Here is a 17108-nt window from a genome sequence, read left to right on the forward strand (position 1 = left end):
GGGAAGAAGGTCGGCGCCCACCATGCACGTCACGCATCTCTCGCTGGCCGACTTCCGCTCGTACGCCCGGGTCGAGGTTCCGCTCGACCCGGGCGTCACCGCTTTCGTGGGCGCCAACGGCCAGGGCAAGACCAACCTGGTGGAGGCCGTCGGCTATCTGGCCACCCTCGGCAGCCATCGCGTCGCGTCCGACGCCCCGCTCGTCCGGATGGGGGCGGAGCGCGCGGTCATCCGGGCCGCCGTCACCCAGGGCGAGCGCTCCCAGCTGATCGAGCTCGAACTCAACCCCGGCCGGGCCAACCGCGCCAGGATCAACAGGTCCTCGCAGGTCAGACCCCGTGACGTGCTGGGCATCGTGCGGACCGTGCTCTTCGCACCCGAGGACCTCGCCCTGATCAAGGGCGACCCCGGCGAGCGCCGGCGCTTCCTCGACGAGCTGATCACGGCGCGCACGCCGCGGATGGCGGGCGTGCGCTCCGACTACGAGCGCGTGCTCAAGCAGCGCAACACGCTCCTCAAGTCGGCCGCCATGGCCCGCCGGCACGGCGGCCGCGGCATGGACCTGTCCACCCTCGACGTCTGGGACCAGCACCTGGCCAGGGCGGGAGCCGAACTGCTCGCCCAGCGGCTCGACCTCATCGGCGTGCTCCAGCCGCTCGCCGACAAGGCGTACGAGCAGCTCGCGCCGGGCGGCGGACCGATTCTGCTGGAGTACCGGCCGTCCGCGCCGGGCACCGGACGCACCCGCGAGGAGCTGTACGAGCAGCTGATCGCCGCCCTCGCCGAGGTCCGCAAGCAGGAGATCGAGCGGGGTGTCACGCTCGTCGGACCGCACCGCGACGAACTGCTGCTCAAGCTCGGCGACCTGCCCGCGAAGGGGTACGCGAGCCACGGCGAGTCCTGGTCGTACGCGCTCGCGCTGCGGCTGGCCTCCTACGACCTCCTCCGGTCCGAGGGCAACGAACCGGTCCTCGTCCTCGACGACGTCTTCGCCGAACTCGACGCGCGGCGCCGCGAACGGCTCGCGGAGCTGGTCGCGCACGGCGAGCAGGTCCTCGTGACGGCCGCGGTGGACGACGACGTGCCCGGAGTCCTCGCGGGCACGCGCTACGGGGTGGCCGGCGGGACGGTGGAACGCGCATGAGTGAACAGCCTGTGGACAGCCCGGCCGCATCCGCGCAGGCCGCGGGGGCGCCGAAGGTTCCCGAGCACTCCGGCGTCGACCTCGCGCGGGTCGCGTTGCGCGCCGCCAAGGAGCAGGCGAAGGCGCGGGGCGCGGCCGCCCAGCAGAAGAAGCAGGCCCGGCGCGGGGGCGGACTGCGCTCCGGCGCGCGGGCCGACGGGCGTGACCCGATGGCACTCGGCGCGGCCATCAACCGGCTGATCACCGAGCGCGGCTGGGAGACGCCCGCGGCGGTCGGCGGGGTCATGGGGCGCTGGCCGCAGATCGTCGGCGAGGACCTGGCGAAGCACTGCGTACCGCTGAAGTTCGACGACGAGCCGGACGCGCGGGTGCTGACCGTGCAGTGCGACTCGACGGCGTGGGCGACGCAGCTGCGGCTGCTGGCGCCGACGCTGGTGGCGCGGCTGAACGAGGACCTGGGGCACGGGACCGTGCGGATGATCAAGGTGCTCGGGCCGGGGGCGCCGCGGCGGGGGTACGGGCCGCTGAGGGCCCCTGGCAGCGTCGGGCCCGGAGACACGTACGGCTAGGGCGCCGGGCGGCCAGGGGTGGGCGCGTGCGGCTATGCCCTGATCCGCCGGACAGGCCCTAGGGTGCCGGGCGGCCGTTTTCGGGGTGCGTACGGCTTGGGTGCCGGGTGGGCTTCTCGGGGCGCGTGGGGCGCGGGTCCCGGCGGAAGGGCGCCGTTGCGCGGGGGCGTCGTGCCCACCCGTTCCGCCCTTGCGGAACGTATGCCCACGACGTGGCGGCGGAGTCGCCCACGACGCGGCGGGGGACTTGCCCACTGCGCGCTACGGCTCGAAGCGCTGGGTGGCCGTCAGGGGCGTCTGGAGCCCCTATCCGGATATGGGGAGTCGTCTCGCGCCCGCGCAGGGCGGCACATGCGGACTCAGGTACCGGCAAACCCCCATGAGTGTCGGCGCTACCGGTAGACTGGGAGACAATCCCGCCACCCTGCGGAACATGTCGAACGACGCAGCCGCTCCCGTATGCCCGGAGAACGGCCTGTGCTGTGCCAGAAAGGGCGCTTCGTGGCCGATTCCGGCGACCCCAACGAGAACAACCAGTACACCGCCAGCAACATCCAGGTACTCGAGGGCCTGGATGCCGTGCGCAAGCGCCCTGGTATGTACATCGGCTCGACCGGTGAGCGCGGTCTGCACCACATGGTGCAGGAGGTCGTCGACAACTCGGTCGACGAAGCCCTGGCCGGCCACGCCGACACCATCGACGTGACGATCCTGCCCGACGGCGCCGTACGCGTCGTCGACAACGGCCGTGGCATCCCGGTGGGCATCGTGGCCTCCGAGGGCAAGCCGGCCGTCGAGGTCGTGCTGACCGTGCTGCACGCGGGCGGCAAGTTCGGCGGCGGCGGCTACGCCGTCTCCGGCGGTCTGCACGGTGTCGGCGTGTCGGTCGTGAACGCCCTGTCCACCAAGGTCTCCGTCGAGATCAAGACGGACGGCCACCGCTGGACGCAGGACTACAAGATGGGCGCCCCGACGGCCCCGCTCGCCCAGCACGAGGCGACCGCCGAGACCGGCACGTCGGTGACCTTCTGGGCCGACCCGGACATCTTCGAGACGACCGAGTACTCCTTCGAGACGCTCTCGCGGCGCTTCCAGGAGATGGCCTTCCTCAACAAGGGCCTCACGATCACGCTCACCGACGAGCGCGAGTCCGCGAAGGCCACCGTCGGCGCCGACGACCCGGACGCCGAGGCGACCGCCGAGGCCGCCGCGCGCACGGTGAGGTACCACTACGAGGGCGGCATCGTCGACTTCGTGAAGTACCTCAACTCGCGCAAGGGCGAGCTGATCCACCCCACCGTGATCGACCTCGAGGCCGAGGACAAGGACAAGAGCCTGTCCCTCGAAGTCGCGATGCAGTGGAACAGCGGCTACAGCGAGGGCGTGTACTCCTTCGCCAACATCATCCACACCCACGAGGGCGGCACGCACGAGGAGGGCTTCCGGGCGGCGCTGACCTCGCTGATCAACAAGTACGCGCGCGACAAGAAGCTGCTCCGCGAGAAGGACGACAACCTCACGGGCGACGACATCCGCGAGGGTCTGACGGCGATCATCTCGGTCAAGCTGAGCGAGCCGCAGTTCGAGGGCCAGACCAAGACCAAGCTGGGCAACACGGAGGTCAAGACCTTCGTCCAGAAGGCGGTCTACGAGCACCTCAACGACTGGCTGGACCGCAACCCGAACGAGGCCGCGGACATCGTCCGCAAGTCGATCCAGGCCGCCACCGCGCGCGTGGCCGCGCGCAAGGCGCGCGACCTGACCCGCCGCAAGGGCCTCCTGGAGTCGGCGTCCCTGCCGGGCAAGCTGTCCGACTGCCAGTCGAACGACCCCTCCAAGTGCGAGATCTTCATCGTCGAGGGTGACTCCGCCGGCGGCTCGGCCAAGTCCGGCCGCAACCCGATGTACCAGGCCATCCTGCCGATCCGCGGCAAGATCCTGAACGTCGAGAAGGCCCGCGTCGACAAGATCCTGCAGAACACCGAGGTCCAGGCGCTGATCTCCGCCTTCGGCACCGGTGTGCACGAGGACTTCGACATCGAGAAGCTCCGCTATCACAAGATCATCCTGATGGCGGACGCCGACGTCGACGGCCAGCACATCAACACCCTGCTGCTGACCTTCCTCTTCCGCTTCATGCGGCCCCTGGTCGAGGCCGGTCACGTCTACCTCTCTCGCCCGCCGCTCTACAAGATCAAGTGGGGCCGGGACGACTTCGAGTACGCGTACTCGGACCGGGAGCGGGACGCGCTCGTCGAGCTGGGCAAGCAGAACGGCAAGCGGATCAAGGAAGACTCGATCCAGCGCTTCAAGGGTCTCGGCGAGATGAACGCCGAGGAGCTGCGCGTCACCACCATGGACGTCGAGCACCGCGTTCTCGGCCAGGTCACCCTGGACGACGCGGCCCAGGCCGACGACCTGTTCTCGGTGCTGATGGGCGAGGACGTCGAGGCACGGCGCTCGTTCATCCAGCGCAACGCCAAGGACGTTCGCTTCCTCGACATCTGAGTCGGTCTCAGCTGACCGTACGAAAGGACTGACGACCAGCAATGGCCGACGAAAACACTTCTGGCACCACCGAAGAGCAGGAGCCCGTGCTGCGGATCGAGCCCGTCGGGCTCGAGACCGAGATGCAGCGCTCGTACCTCGACTACGCGATGTCCGTCATCGTGTCCCGCGCGCTGCCCGACGTACGGGACGGCCTCAAGCCCGTCCACCGGCGCGTGCTGTACGCGATGTACGACGGCGGCTACCGGCCCGAGAAGGGCTTCTACAAGTGCGCCCGCGTCGTCGGCGACGTCATGGGTACGTACCACCCGCACGGCGACTCCTCGATCTACGACGCGCTCGTCCGCCTCGCCCAGCCCTGGTCGATGCGCATGCCGCTCGTCGACTCCAACGGCAACTTCGGCTCCCCGGGCAACGACCCGGCCGCCGCCATGCGTTACACAGAGTGCAAGCTCATGACGCTGTCGATGGAGATGCTCCGGGACATCGACGAGGAGACCGTCGACTTCCAGGACAACTACGACGGCCGCAACCAGGAGCCGACGGTCCTGCCGTCCCGCTTCCCGAACCTGCTGATCAACGGCAGCGCCGGTATCGCCGTCGGCATGGCCACCAACATCCCGCCGCACAACCTGCGCGAGGTCGCGGCCGGTGCGCAGTGGGCGCTCGAACACCCCGACGCCAGCCACGAGGAGCTCCTCGACGCGCTGATCGAGCGGATCAAGGGCCCGGACTTCCCGACCGGCGCGCTCGTCGTCGGCCGCAAGGGCATCGAGGAGGCGTACCGCACCGGCCGGGGCTCGATCACGATGCGCGCGGTCGTCGAGGTCGAGGAGATCCACAACCGCCAGTGCCTGGTGGTCACGGAGCTGCCGTACCAGACCAACCCCGACAACCTCGCGCAGAAGATCGCCGACCTGGTGAAGGACGGCAAGGTCGGCGGCATCGCCGACGTCCGCGACGAGACCTCGTCCCGCACCGGCCAGCGCCTCGTCATCGTGCTCAAGCGCGACGCCGTCGCCAAGGTCGTCCTCAACAACCTGTACAAGCACACCGACCTGCAGACGAACTTCGGCGCGAACATGCTGGCGCTCGTCGACGGCGTGCCGCGCACCCTCTCGCTGGACGCGTTCATCCGCCATTGGGTGACGCACCAGATCGAGGTCATCGTCCGCCGGACGAAGTTCCGGCTGCGCAAGGCCGAGGAGCGCGCCCACATCCTGCGCGGCCTCCTCAAGGCCCTCGACGCGATCGACGAGGTCATCGCGCTCATCCGGCGCAGCGACACGGTCGAGGTCGCGCGCGCCGGCCTGATGGACCTGCTGCAGATCGACGAGATCCAGGCCAACGCGATCCTGGAGATGCAGCTCCGCCGGCTCGCCGCCCTGGAGCGCCAGAAGATCCTCGCCGAGCACGACGAGCTCCAGGCCAAGATCAACGAGTACAACGCGATCCTGGCCTCCCCGGAGCGCCAGCGCGCGATCGTCAGCGAGGAGCTCGCCGCCCTCGTCGAGCGGTTCGGCGACGACCGCCGCTCCAAGCTCGTGCCCTTCGACGGTGACATGTCCATCGAGGACCTGATCGCCGAGGAGGACATCGTCGTCACCATCACGCGCGGTGGCTACGTGAAGCGCACCAAGACCGAGGACTACCGGTCGCAGAAGCGCGGCGGCAAGGGCGTGCGGGGCACGAAGCTGAAGCAGGACGACATCGTCGACCACTTCTTCGTCTCCACCACCCACCACTGGCTGCTCTTCTTCACGAACAAGGGCCGGGTCTACCGGGCCAAGGCGTACGAGCTGCCGGACGCCGGCCGGGACGCCCGCGGCCAGCACGTGGCCAACCTGCTCGCCTTCCAGCCGGACGAGCAGATCGCCCAGATCCTGGCCATCCGCGACTACGACGCCGCGCCGTACCTGGTGCTCGCCACCAAGGCCGGCCTGGTGAAGAAGACCGCGCTGAAGGACTACGACTCGCCCCGCTCGGGCGGCGTCATCGCCATCAACCTGCGCGAGCGGGAGGACGGCAGCGACGACGAGCTGATCGGCGCCGAGCTGGTGTCGGCCGAGGACGACCTGCTGCTGGTCAGCAGGAAGGCGCAGTCGATCCGCTTCACCGCCACGGACGACGCGCTGCGTCCGATGGGGCGTGCCACGTCGGGCGTCAAGGGGATGAGTTTCCGCGAGGACGACGAGCTGCTCTCGATGAATGTCGTCCGGCCCGGTACTTTCGTCTTCACCGCGACCGACGGCGGGTACGCGAAGCGCACCCCCGTCGACGAGTACCGCGTCCAGGGCCGTGGCGGCCTCGGTATCAAGGCCGCCAAGATCGTGGAGGACCGCGGCTCGCTCGTGGGCGCGCTGGTGGTCGAGGGGACCGATGAGATCCTCGCCATCACGCTGTCCGGCGGTGTGATTCGTACGCGAGTCAACGAAGTCAGGGAGACCGGCCGTGACACCATGGGCGTCCAGCTGATCAACCTGGGCAAGCGCGATGCCGTCGTCGGCATCGCACGGAACGCCGAGGCCGGCGGCGACGACGATTTCGTCGACACCGCGGACGAGGTCGAGGGCGCCGTCGAGGCGACCGAGGCAGCGGTGGTCGAAGCCGAGGCAGTCGAGGGCACGGAGCCCTCGGCCGGGGAGCACGAGGAGTAAGAGCGTGAGTGGAGCCACGGGCGCCGGATCGGCGGCCGCCGGAGCTTCTGCTGGTGCTGGAGCGAACGGCGCCCGTGGCCTCGCCACGGACTCCCAGGGGGTTGCGGTGACGGACACTCGGGGGCAGCAGCCCTCGTCGTACGAGACGTACAACGGGCCGCTGCCCGGCGAGCGCGCGGGAGCGCAGCAGCAGGGCGGCCCGTACCACCCTCCGCAGGCGTACGGCGCTCCGGCGCCGGGCGGCCGGCCGGGTGATACGGCGGGCGGTCAGACCGGTGCCGTGCGCCGGCCGCGTACGGGGGCACGCACGACGCCCCGTACGCGGAAGGCGCGGCTGCGGGTGGCGAAGGCCGATCCGTGGTCGGTGATGAAGGTGAGCTTCCTGCTCTCCATCGCACTGGGCATCTGCACGATCGTGGCCGCGGCGGTGCTGTGGATGGTCATGGACGCCATGGGCGTCTTCTCGACGGTCGGCGGCACGATCAGCGAGGCCACGGGCTCGAACGAGTCCAACGGCTTCGATCTGCAGTCGTTCCTGTCGCTGCCGAGGGTGCTGATGTTCACCTCGGTGATCGCCGTGATCGACGTGGTCCTGATGACCGCCCTGGCGACGCTGGGCGCGTTCATCTACAACCTGTCGGCGGGCTTCGTGGGCGGTGTCGAGCTCACGCTGGCCGAGGACGAGTAGCCCGCGGGGGGCCGTCCGGGAGTACGGATTTTGGGACTGGCCCCCACGTGCGCTAATGTTCAGGAGTCAGCGCGCGGGACACACACCGCAAAGCGCGGCGGGGCTATAGCTCAGTTGGTTAGAGCGCATCCCTGATAAGGATGAGGCCACAGGTTCAAATCCTGTTAGCCCCACAGTGACGATCGACCCGGACGGTTCCCCCGTCCGGGTCGATTTGTTTGTCCGGGGCGGGTTGAAGGTTTGAAGCTCGTACAGGTCACCGATCGGTATCGGTCGATGTGTAGAGTGGGCGTCAGAAGTCTCCTACGTCAACGAAAGACGAGGTCGCGCGGTGAAGAAGCTTCTCCTGGTCGCACTGGCCGCCATCGGCGGGCTCCTCGTGTACCGCCAGATCCAGGCGGATCGCGCCGAGCAGGACCTGTGGACGGAGGCGACCGACTCCGTGCCCGCAGGTTCGGGTGTCTGAGACGAAGACCATCTGTGGGTGAAGCCCCGGCCGCGCGTGAGCGGGCCGGGGCTTTGCTTTGCCTGAGCAATGTGATCGCTTGCTTGAGTGAAGAGAAGGAGTTCGTGTGAAGACGCAGGCCGGCATCGGCCGGAGGGCGGGGGCCCTGCTCACGGCGGTCGCCGCGGTGGGCACCGTGGCGGCGCTGCCCGGCCAGGCGCAGGCGGCCGAGGGGCCCGCCCTCCCGCCGTACACCTTCGACAGCACCGCCCAGCGCGTCCAGGGGGCCGCCTCGAGTTCGGACGCGCCGCAGCTGAAGGCCGGCGCGACCTACCGCGGCACCCTGAAGAAGGACGGCAAGGTCTACTACCGGGTCGATCTCGACGACAAGCGGAACGCGTACGTGTCCGTGGTCGCCGTCCCGAAGGCCGGAGGCAAGGTCGACTACGGCGACGGCTTCCGGGTGAGCATGCAGGACGGCACCGGGACGGAGTGCGGCTACCAGCAGATCGGCTTCGCGTCGTCCGCCTACCCCCGCCCCCTCGCCGCGTACGCCCGCCGCATCATCGACGCGGACAGCTCCACCTGCCAGAAGGCCGGCGCGTTCTACGTGCTCGTCGAGCGGGAGCACAAGCCGACGTCCTCCCCGGACGACTGGGAGCTGGAAGTCCGGCACCTGACCGAGCCGCTGCTCAAGAAGGCCGGTCCGACCGAGCTCCCGGAGGCCTGGCCCTCCGGCACTCCCGCGCCCCCGACGGGCGGCCCCAAGCAGCGTCAGGGCGGCGCGGGCGTCCATGACGCGGCCTCGCTGACGCAGGGCGAGTGGAGGTCGGACATCCGGCCCGGTCAGACGCTCTTCTACCGGGTGCCCGTCGACTGGGGGCAGCAGCTCTACGCCACCGCCGAGCTCGGCAGCAGCGCCGCCGCCGACGAGTACGTCAGCTACGCCCTCGTGCTCTCCCTGGAGAACCCGGCGCTCGGGCACGTCGACGAGAACAGCGGAAGCTACAACGGGAAGCCCGCGACCGTCGCCCTCGGCCCGCAGCGGCCGGTGGCCCACGAGAACCGCACCGCGTACGACGAGGCCACGAGCGGCATGCGCTTCGCCGGCTGGTACTACCTGTCGGCCACGCTCAACCCGGAGATCGCCAAGGCGTACGGGGACAAGCCGGTCCCGCTGACGCTGCGGGTCAACCTCATGGGCGCCGCCAAGACCGGTCCCGGGTACGACGGCGACCCCGGCCCGTTCGCGGTGACCGCCGGGGACCGGGACGCGGCCGCGAGCGGGGCGAGCGGCGCGCAGGCCGCGGAGCGGGCCGAGCGGAGCGACTCCATGCAGATCCTCGCGGCCGCCGGGATCGGCAGCGGCACCGTGCTGCTGCTCGGGCTCGGCGCCTGGACGCTGCTGGCCCGGAGGCGAGCGGCGGCATAAGGAGGCCGCTGGAGCGGCTCGGGACGGCTCGGAGCGGCCTCGGGACGGCTCAGCGACCTGTGGGGACGGCTCGGGGCGGCCCTCGGGACGGCTCAGCGACCTGGGGACGGCTCGGAGCGGCCTCAGGTCTGGGTGAGGGCCCAGAAGCCGACAGCGAGGCAGACGAGCGCGAGCAGGAGTACCGGGACCGTCACCTTCGGGGGCGGTCCCGGTCGGCGTACCGGGGCGGGGGCCGCGGGGGCGGCCTGGAGACCGGGAACCTGATCGGGTCGAGCGGTGTATGGATGAGTAGGGGCTTGTCCGTACGGCGCCGCCGACGTGGGCGCCTGGTCGAGGGAGGGGGCCGGATGCGGGACCGGCGGGGGCAGGTGGAAGCTGCCCGTCTCGGATGCCACCGGCACCGGCACCGGCTGGGGCTGGAACCCGGGATGTGGCCGGGGCTGCTGGTGGGGCTGTGCCTGCGGCTGTGCGGGCTGCTGCTGGGTCGGTACGGGGCCGGTGCCGGGCGCGGGCACGGGAGGGGACACGGAGGGAGCGGCCGGCGACGACGGCACGGCGTCGGCGGAGAAGGTCCGGTCGGCGGGGGCTTCCGGTGCGGCGGGGCCCGTCGGGCCCAGGGGACCGAAGCCGGCGGGCAGCGGGCCCAGCTGGTCGCGGATCTCGATCGGCTGCTCGCCGGGGAGCGGTTCGGGCAGCATCTCGACGGCCGCGCTCAACGCCTTGCGCGCGCCCGTGGCCGTCCGGAACCGGGCCTGCGGGTCGGGCTGGAGCAGCCCGGCCAGCACCTGCCACAGGGGCTCCGGGATGCCTTCCGGGGCGCCCGGAGTGCCGTGCGCGACGAAGCGTTCGACCAGGACCTGGGAGTCCGGCCTGCGGCCCTGGAGCAGATAGAGCGCGACCAGGCCGACGGCGAAGAGGTCGGCCGTGAAATCGGGCTCCGCGCCCATGAGTTGTTCGGGCGCGAAATAACCGGGCGTTCCCACCACGTAGTTGGTCTCGGTGAGCCGGGGCTCGCCCTTCCGCATGGAGATGCCGAAGTCGGACAGCCGCAGGTGAGGCCGCCCGGTCCCGGTGACCTCCATGAGGATGTTGGCCGGCTTGATGTCCCGGTGGACGACGCCTTCGGCGTGCACCGTGGCCAGCCCCGAGAGCAGTTGGTCGAGGAGGGTGCAGACGAAGCGGGGCGGCAGCGCGCCGTAGTCGCCGATGACGTGTGCCAGGGAGCCGCCGGCCACCAGGTCCATGGTGAACAGGACCTTGTCGTCGTCGGCCGCCCAGCTGGCCGGGGCGAGGACGTGCGGGTGGTCGATCCGCAGCGCCTGCTCGCGGACGAAGCGCAGCAGCGTGTGCGCGTCGCTCTGGAGGAGCACCTTGGCCGCCACGTAACGGCGGCGCCGGTGGTCCCAGGCCCGCCACACCGCGCCCGCCCCACCGCGTCCGATCGGGTCGATCAGCTCGTACCGACCAGCGAAGACCTCACCCATCGCGCTGTGTCCGCTCCCCGTGCGTCGTCTCTTGGTGGTGCGGGCCCGGTTGCCGGGCCCGCGTCAGTTCTGGTGCGACTCGTAGTGGGCGACCGCGTCGGCGGTGCGCCCGGCGCCGTACACCCGGAGGAACTCTGCCAGTTCCGGATGGGCGGGGGCGAGGGAGTCGGCCGCGTCGATGATGTCGCCGGCGGCGGCCACGGAGCGCAGCAGCGACTGGATCTCACGGACCACGCGGCGCACGGTCGGAGCGCCCGAACCGGGTGCCGTCGGACCCGTGCTGGTGAGAACGGAACCGCCCTGGGACTTCTTGACCTCGTCCATCCGGTCGGTGGCCTCGGCGGCGCTGACGCTGCCGTCGGCGACCTGGACGGCGAGCTCCTGGAGGGCCTGGACACGCTGGACGACCGCAGGGTTGCCGATCTTGGCCCGCTGGCCGCTCATCAGCTGGGACAGCATGGGCGCGGAGAGCCCGAGCACGGCCGCGAGCCTGGCCTGGTTGAGCCCGAGATCGTCGATCAGCCGACGGAAGAGCGCCCCCAACGGCTCCCCGTACCAACTGCGCTGAAGCTCTCTGGCTCTTGCCGTGGCTTCCTGCTGCGCTGTGTCCATCACTTCTCCCCATCCCTGCGGTTCGCCACTGCGAACCTCGGTCAGCATCTTACGGAGAGTGGTCGCCGACCGGGAGTCCCAATCCTTTTGCCGGGCATGGGGGGTGACCGGGTACGCTGTCCTCGTTCCGGGGCCTTAGCTCAGTTGGTAGAGCGCTGTCTTTGCATGGCAGATGTCAGGGGTTCGACTCCCCTAGGCTCCACTCGGAAAACCCCCCTTGACCTGCGATAACGCGGTCGGGGGGTCTTTTTTTGCCCTCTTCGCCCGGGCGGTCCGGCGGTGGGTGGCCGCGATGTCCCGTGCCGCTGAGGCCCGTGTTGGCCCGTACGGGTGGTGTTCATCGGAAGAGTTGCGCGGCAGTGGCGTCGGTCCGCGGAAAACGGGCGCGCATCCACATCATGAGGAAGGTACGAAAAGCGCGCAATCCGAAATGAACCATCCGAGAACATCACGAAAGTGAGGGGTCATGGCCACCGCCAAGGTCAAGCAGTTCTGGACCGCCTTCATCTCCGTCCTCTTCGCCCTGCTCGCCTCCGTCGGCCTGGCGGGCACCGCCGCCGCCGCTCAGCAGCCCGCGGTGCAGCAGCCCGAGGAGCCGGCCGGCCCCGCCGCCGCTTCCGCGCCCGTCGCCACGGCCGAGCGGACACTCGCCTCCGTACCGGCACAGCGGACGCACCTCTGGCCGCTCGCCGGCGACCGTTCGCTGCCGCCCACCATCAAGCAGCGCATCGCCGCCGAGGCCCACGGCTCCTCCCCCTCCGCGCGCCAGCGGTCGTCCTCCACGGCCGTGGCCGAGAGCGACCCGGCCGCCCTGACGGACCTCGCCCTCGCCGCAGCGGCGTGAGGCGCGGGGAGACGACACGCGTACTCCCCGCACCCACGCCCCGCAGGATCAGTCGTATCCCGTAGGACCCCGCAGGATCAGCCGTATCCCGTAGGACCCCGCAGGATCAGCCGTTTCTCGTAGGACTCGCAGGACCCAGCAGGACTTCGCAGGATGCAGGCATCACCCAGCAGGACCCCGGTCGGTCAGCGACGCTTGTCGCGTTCGGCGGCTTCGGCCGCAGCCGCGGCTTCGGCCTCGGTCTCCTTGGCCTCCACCTCGGGGTCGAGGGAACTGCCACTGCCGTCGACGGACGTCAGTACGGTGGTCTCCTCCTCCTCCACCTCGGTGGGAGCGGGCGGCTCGACCAGCCAGTCGGGGTTGGCCTGCTTGTCCCACCACTTCCAGGCGACGAACGCGCCCACAGCCAGTACGCCGAGGACCGCGAGGCCCTTGGCGAAGCGTCCGGCCCTGGCCCGACGCTCGTGCTTCTTCACGATCTTCCGGATTTCCTTCGGCGTCACCTGACCGCGCAGCGCGGCCCAGGCGGCAGTGGAACGCGACCCCGCCTCCTCTAGGACGGGACCGGTCGCGGCGACCGCGCTCTCGACGCGCGGAACGGTGTAGTCGGCCGCCTGACGGGCGGCCCAGCGGGTCTTGACCGCCGCACGATGTGCGGCCGCGTCGACCCGTGGCGGTACATGCGGTGCGACATACGAGTCGTACTGCGCACGAGCCTGTGTTCGGCACACCCGAGCGGCCTTCGAGACCTTCGGCGCGAGTGCGGCACGTGCCTCGTGCGCGTAGAGCGTTGCCTGGTCCTTGGCCGTGCCGGCGTACGGCGCCACCACTTCCGCGGCGTGCAGGACGCTCTCCTTCGCCGAATCTGTCGCGGCGCGCACGCTCTCCATGCGGGTCACGGGATTCCTCCTCCTCGGTGGCGACGATGTCGGTTTTTCACCTTTCCATCCTTTTCGGAATCATGCCCGTCGGATCGTGGTCCGGCATGCGGGGCTGGCATCCGGGGCATGCGGTGCGGGCATCCGGGGCATGCCGGGCGGGCGGCCGGGGCATGCGAGGATCGGACTCGCCAGACAGACGTGACATGACGCGACACGACGTGGACGGAAGGCGACCGTGGCCGAGCAGCAGTACGCGATCCTGAAGACGAACCTGGGCGACATCGAGGTGCGGCTGATGCCGTTCCACGCCCCGAAGACGGTCCGGAACTTCGTCGAACTCGCGACCGGCGGGCGCGAGTGGACACACCCCGCCACCGGCACGGTCTCCTCGGACCCGCTCTACGACGGCACGGCGTTCCACCGGGTGATCAAGGGCTTCATGATCCAGGGCGGCGACCCGCTCGGGAACGGCACCGGCGGCCCGGGCTACGAGTTCGCGGACGAGATCCACCCGGAGCTCCAGTTCGACCGCCCCTACCTGCTGGCGATGGCCAACGCCGGTCCGGGCACCAACGGCTCGCAGTTCTTCGTCACCGTCGCCCCCGCGACCTGGCTGAACCGCAAGCACACGATCTTCGGCGAGGTCGTGGACAAGGAGAGCCGGAAGGTCGTGGACGCGATCGCGGCCACGGACACCGACGCGCACACCGATCGTCCGGTCAAGGACGTGGTCGTCGAGTCCGTGGTGATCGAGAAGCGCTGAGGTGGAAGGGACGGCACCCATGGATCCGCGGCCTTCCGGCACACCGCACTCCGACCTGCCGCGCTGCTACCGCCACCCGGAGACCGAGACCGGCGTCCGCTGCACGCGCTGCGACAAGCCGATCTGCCCGGAGTGCATGATCTCCGCCTCCGTCGGCTTCCAGTGCCCCGACTGCGTGCGCAGCGGTTCGGGGACCGGTCACGCCGCCGGCGCCAACCAGCCCAGGACGCTGGCGGGCGGCCGGGTGGCGGAGGACGGCCACTTCGTCACCAAGATCCTGATCGGGATCAACCTCGCGGTCTACCTGGCGGTGCTGTCGGTCGGGGACCGGCTCGTCGCCGAGCTCGAACTCATCGGCTACGCCTTCAGCCCGGTGCTGGGCGAGGTCGTCGGCGTCGCGGACGGCGAGTGGTACCGGCTGCTGACCGCGGCCTTCCTCCACCAGGCGGTCTGGCACATCCTCTTCAACGTGATCGGGCTGTGGGTGTTCGGCGGGATCGTCGAACCCGAGCTGGGCCGCGTCCGGTTCGCGGCGCTGTGCCTGCTCTCCGGTCTCTCCGGCTGTGTGCTCGCCTATCTGCTCGCCGCGCCGAACCAGCCTTCGCTCGGTGCCTCCGGCGTCGTCTACGGGCTGATCGGAGCCTGGGTGGTGCTGGCCCGCAGGCGGCGCCACGACATGCGGCCGGTGGTCCTCTTCGTGGCCTTGTCGCTGCTGATGACCTTCACCCGTCCGGGGATCTCCTGGGAGGCGCACGTCGGCGGTCTCGTCGCGGGCGCCCTCGTGACGTACGCGATGCTGCACGCGCCCCAGGCACGTCGGCGCCTGGTGCAGTACGCGGCCTGTGGTGTGGTGCTGCTGATCGATCTGGGGATCGTGTTCGCCCGCTCGGCGGCGCTCACCTGAGCGCACAGGGCTGTGGAAGAGCTCTTCTGTGAGCTTTCCCCAGAGTTATCCACAGTGTGTGGCGAATCTTCCCCAGCTCTAGGGGAAAAGCTACGCCCCCCGCCTCTGACCTGGCACTTCTCCAGGGGGGCGGGGGGCGTGATGCGTCGAGCCGGGGGTGATTCCGGTCATACCGGCGTCAACCTCGTGCGAGTTATCCACAGATCTTCGTAAGTTATCCAGTGCTGTGCACAACGCTGTGGATAAGTTCAGGGGAGAGCTTGACGAGCTGCCGGTACGACGGCTGGATCCCCGCTACTTCCACTGCGTGGAGACGCCGAAGCCGGCCGCGATGAAGCCGAAGCCCACCACGATGTTCCAGTTCCGGATCGACTCGACCGGCAAGGAGCCGTCGGTGACGTAGAAGACCACGATCCACACCAGCCCGATGGCGAACAGCGCCAACATCACGGGCGCCACCCAGCTGCGGTTCGTCAGCTTGATGTTGGTGGCCTTGGCGGGCGGGGGCGTGAAGTCGGCCTTCTTGCGGATCCGTGACTTCGGCACGAGGGACTCTCCTGTCGATGCGCTGCGTGACCGCGCAGGGAACTGTGGCTGGCGCCGGGATGTGACGAAGGAGGACGACTGCGTCCCCCGGGCGTCCGTTAGCGTAGTGGTTCCGCGGCACCGAAGGGGATCAGGGTACGTTGAGCAATTCCGCCGACACTCCCGAAGGGCCGGGCCGCACCACGAGGTGGCGCCCCGTCCGGGTGCTCACCCTTGCCGTCTTCGCCCTCGCCGGACTGATCTTCGTCACCAGCTTCAACACCGCCAAGGGCACCAACATCCGCACGGACGCCTCGCTGCTCAGGCTCTCCGACCTGATCGAGGAACGCAGCCACAAGAACGCGGGCCTCGACGAGTCCACCGCCGCCCTCCGCTCCGAGGTCGACGGCCTCGCCGCGCGCGACGACGGATCCACCCGCGCGGAGGACGCGAAGCTCGCCGCTCTCGAAGCGGAGGCGGGAACCACCGCGGTCTCCGGCTCCGGCCTCACCGTCACCCTCAACGACGCCCCGCCGAACGCCCAGGCCGCCCCCGGCTACCCCGAGCCGCAGGCCAACGACCTGGTCATCCACCAGCAGGACCTCCAGGCCGTCGTCAACGCGCTGTGGCAGGGCGGCGCCGAGGGCATCCGCGTGATGGACCAGCGGCTCATCTCCACCAGCGCCGTGCGCTGCGTCGGCAACACCCTGATCCTCCAGGGCCGCGTCTACTCGCCGCCCTACAAGATCACCGCCGTCGGCGACCGCGGCAAGCTGACCAGGGCCCTCGCGGCCTCCCCGGCGATCCAGAACTACCAGCTGTACGTGAAGGCGTACGGGCTCGGCTGGAAAGTCGACGAGCACAGGGCGGTGACTCTGCCCGGGTACTCGGGCACAGTGGACCTCCACTACGCGCAGCCGGTGAACTGACAGCGGGAGAGCGGGAGGGCCGCTTGCGTCTCGTCGTGAGGACCTTCAGCGAGCTGTGCCTCACGGTCGGCACCCTCATCGTCCTCTTCGTCGTCTACGTCCTGTACTGGACCGGCGTCCAGGCCGGCATCGCCGGCGCCGCCCAGATCGACACCCTCCAGCGCGAGTGGGCGGCCACTCCCGTCCCGGCCGCGCCGGGACCCTCCCCCGCGCGCGTGCGGCCGCCGTACGTCCCCGGCAGGGGCATCGCGGTCATGTACGTCCCCCGGCTCGGCCGGGAATGGAAGTGGCCCGTCCTCGAAGGCACCGGGACCGGCGTCCTGAAGAAGGGCCTCGGGCACTACGCGGCGACGGGGCGGCTCGGCGAGACCGGGAACTTCGCCGTCGCCGGCCACCGCCGCACGTACGGCGACCCCTTCAAGGACTTCCCCCGGCTGCGCCCCGGCGACGCGGTCGTCCTCACCGACGGGACGACCTGGTTCACCTACCGGATCGACCGCGGTCCCCACCGGACCGTGCCCGGGGACGTCGCGGTCGTCGATCCCGTCCCCGGGAAGTCCCGCTTCGACGGGCCGGGCCGCTACCTCACCCTGACCACCTGCGACCCCGAGTGGGGCAGCAGCCACCGGCTCGTCGTCTGGGCGCACCTCGACGCCACCCAGCCGGTGACCGACGGCCGTCCACAGGCTTTGGACAGCTGACCCTGGACGGCCCCGCCGACCC

Annotated in this window: 16 protein-coding genes and 2 tRNA genes; 14 read left to right on the top strand and 4 right to left on the bottom strand. The window is 70.2% G+C overall.

Annotated features, from left to right (window positions below; translation table 11 throughout):
* Window positions 1-22 precede the first annotated feature (22 nt).
* The 8 genes from recF (at window position 23) to OO54_RS03995 (ending at window position 9443) form a co-directional block, all read left to right on the top strand.
* Window positions 23-1144, top strand: a complete 1122-nt coding sequence (gene recF / locus OO54_RS03965; RefSeq protein WP_033201458.1) for a DNA replication/repair protein RecF — start codon at window positions 23-25, stop codon at window positions 1142-1144.
* Window positions 1141-1713, top strand: a complete 573-nt coding sequence (locus OO54_RS03970; protein WP_051786685.1) for a DciA family protein — start codon at window positions 1141-1143, stop codon at window positions 1711-1713. The genes recF and OO54_RS03970 overlap by 4 nt, the downstream gene beginning before the upstream one ends.
* A 477-nt stretch (window positions 1714-2190) precedes the next feature.
* Window positions 2191-4221: a DNA topoisomerase (ATP-hydrolyzing) subunit B gene (gyrB, locus tag OO54_RS03975; protein WP_017240389.1), complete on the top strand. Its 2031-nt coding sequence runs from the start codon at window positions 2191-2193 to the stop codon at window positions 4219-4221.
* 41 nt (window positions 4222-4262) lie between these two features.
* Complete coding sequence (gene gyrA, locus OO54_RS03980) at window positions 4263-6878, top strand: DNA gyrase subunit A (protein ID WP_033201460.1); 2616 nt, start codon at window positions 4263-4265, stop codon at window positions 6876-6878.
* A 106-nt stretch (window positions 6879-6984) separates the two neighbouring features.
* Entirely contained in the window at window positions 6985-7566 is a 582-nt protein-coding gene (locus tag OO54_RS43225; RefSeq protein ID WP_026058394.1) for a DUF3566 domain-containing protein, read from the top strand.
* Window positions 7567-7665: 99 nt separating this feature from the next.
* Window positions 7666-7739, top strand: a tRNA-Ile gene (locus OO54_RS03990).
* A gap of 158 nt (window positions 7740-7897) precedes the next feature.
* Window positions 7898-8032 carry a DLW-39 family protein gene (locus OO54_RS43230; protein WP_003958712.1) on the top strand — a complete coding sequence of 45 codons (135 nt, stop codon included), beginning with the start codon at window positions 7898-7900 and terminating at the stop codon, window positions 8030-8032.
* 106 nt (window positions 8033-8138) lie between these two features.
* Complete coding sequence (locus OO54_RS03995; RefSeq protein WP_033201462.1) at window positions 8139-9443, top strand: hypothetical protein; 1305 nt, start codon at window positions 8139-8141, stop codon at window positions 9441-9443.
* A 122-nt stretch (window positions 9444-9565) separates the two neighbouring features.
* On the opposite strand, the gene OO54_RS04000 is transcribed toward OO54_RS03995, so the two are convergent.
* Window positions 9566-10927: a serine/threonine-protein kinase gene (locus OO54_RS04000; protein ID WP_033201463.1), complete on the bottom strand. Its 1362-nt coding sequence runs from the start codon at window positions 10925-10927 to the stop codon at window positions 9566-9568.
* Window positions 10928-10990: 63 nt separating this feature from the next.
* Window positions 10991-11539 carry a helix-turn-helix domain-containing protein gene (locus OO54_RS04005; protein ID WP_033201464.1) on the bottom strand — a complete coding sequence of 183 codons (549 nt, stop codon included), beginning with the start codon at window positions 11537-11539 and terminating at the stop codon, window positions 10991-10993.
* A 129-nt stretch (window positions 11540-11668) separates the two neighbouring features.
* Here OO54_RS04005 and OO54_RS04010 point away from each other — a divergent pair.
* Both OO54_RS04010 and OO54_RS04015 read left to right on the top strand, forming a co-directional pair.
* A tRNA-Ala gene (locus OO54_RS04010) sits at window positions 11669-11741 on the top strand.
* A 264-nt stretch (window positions 11742-12005) separates the two neighbouring features.
* Entirely contained in the window at window positions 12006-12383 is a 378-nt protein-coding gene (locus OO54_RS04015; RefSeq protein WP_033201465.1) for a DUF6344 domain-containing protein, read from the top strand.
* Window positions 12384-12568: 185 nt separating this feature from the next.
* On the opposite strand, the gene OO54_RS04020 is transcribed toward OO54_RS04015, so the two are convergent.
* The gene (locus OO54_RS04020) at window positions 12569-13282 is read right to left on the bottom strand and encodes a DUF5324 family protein (RefSeq protein WP_033201466.1); all 714 of its coding nucleotides are present in this window, start codon (window positions 13280-13282) and stop codon (window positions 12569-12571) included.
* Window positions 13283-13499: 217 nt separating this feature from the next.
* Between OO54_RS04020 and OO54_RS04025 the strand changes: the two genes are divergently transcribed.
* Together OO54_RS04025 and OO54_RS04030 are read left to right on the top strand one after the other, a co-directional pair.
* On the top strand, window positions 13500-14027 hold the full coding sequence (locus OO54_RS04025) for a peptidylprolyl isomerase (RefSeq protein WP_033201467.1): 528 nt from the start codon (window positions 13500-13502) through the stop codon (window positions 14025-14027).
* Between the two features lie 19 nt (window positions 14028-14046).
* Window positions 14047-14931: a rhomboid family intramembrane serine protease gene (locus tag OO54_RS04030; RefSeq protein WP_033201468.1), complete on the top strand. Its 885-nt coding sequence runs from the start codon at window positions 14047-14049 to the stop codon at window positions 14929-14931.
* A 294-nt stretch (window positions 14932-15225) separates the two neighbouring features.
* Here the strand turns inward: OO54_RS04030 and crgA are convergent, their stop codons facing one another.
* Window positions 15226-15477, bottom strand: a complete 252-nt coding sequence (gene crgA, locus OO54_RS04035; RefSeq protein WP_017240380.1) for a cell division protein CrgA — start codon at window positions 15475-15477, stop codon at window positions 15226-15228.
* A 140-nt stretch (window positions 15478-15617) separates the two neighbouring features.
* Between crgA and OO54_RS04040 the strand changes: the two genes are divergently transcribed.
* Both OO54_RS04040 and OO54_RS04045 read left to right on the top strand, forming a co-directional pair.
* On the top strand, window positions 15618-16385 hold the full coding sequence (locus tag OO54_RS04040; protein WP_017240379.1) for a DUF881 domain-containing protein: 768 nt from the start codon (window positions 15618-15620) through the stop codon (window positions 16383-16385).
* A 23-nt stretch (window positions 16386-16408) separates the two neighbouring features.
* Window positions 16409-17086 carry a class E sortase gene (locus tag OO54_RS04045; protein ID WP_033201469.1) on the top strand — a complete coding sequence of 226 codons (678 nt, stop codon included), beginning with the start codon at window positions 16409-16411 and terminating at the stop codon, window positions 17084-17086.
* Window positions 17087-17108 lie beyond the last annotated feature (22 nt).

The sequence above is a fragment of the Streptomyces wedmorensis genome (assembly GCF_000716445.1).
Lineage (GTDB): Bacteria > Actinomycetota > Actinomycetes > Streptomycetales > Streptomycetaceae > Streptomyces > Streptomyces wedmorensis.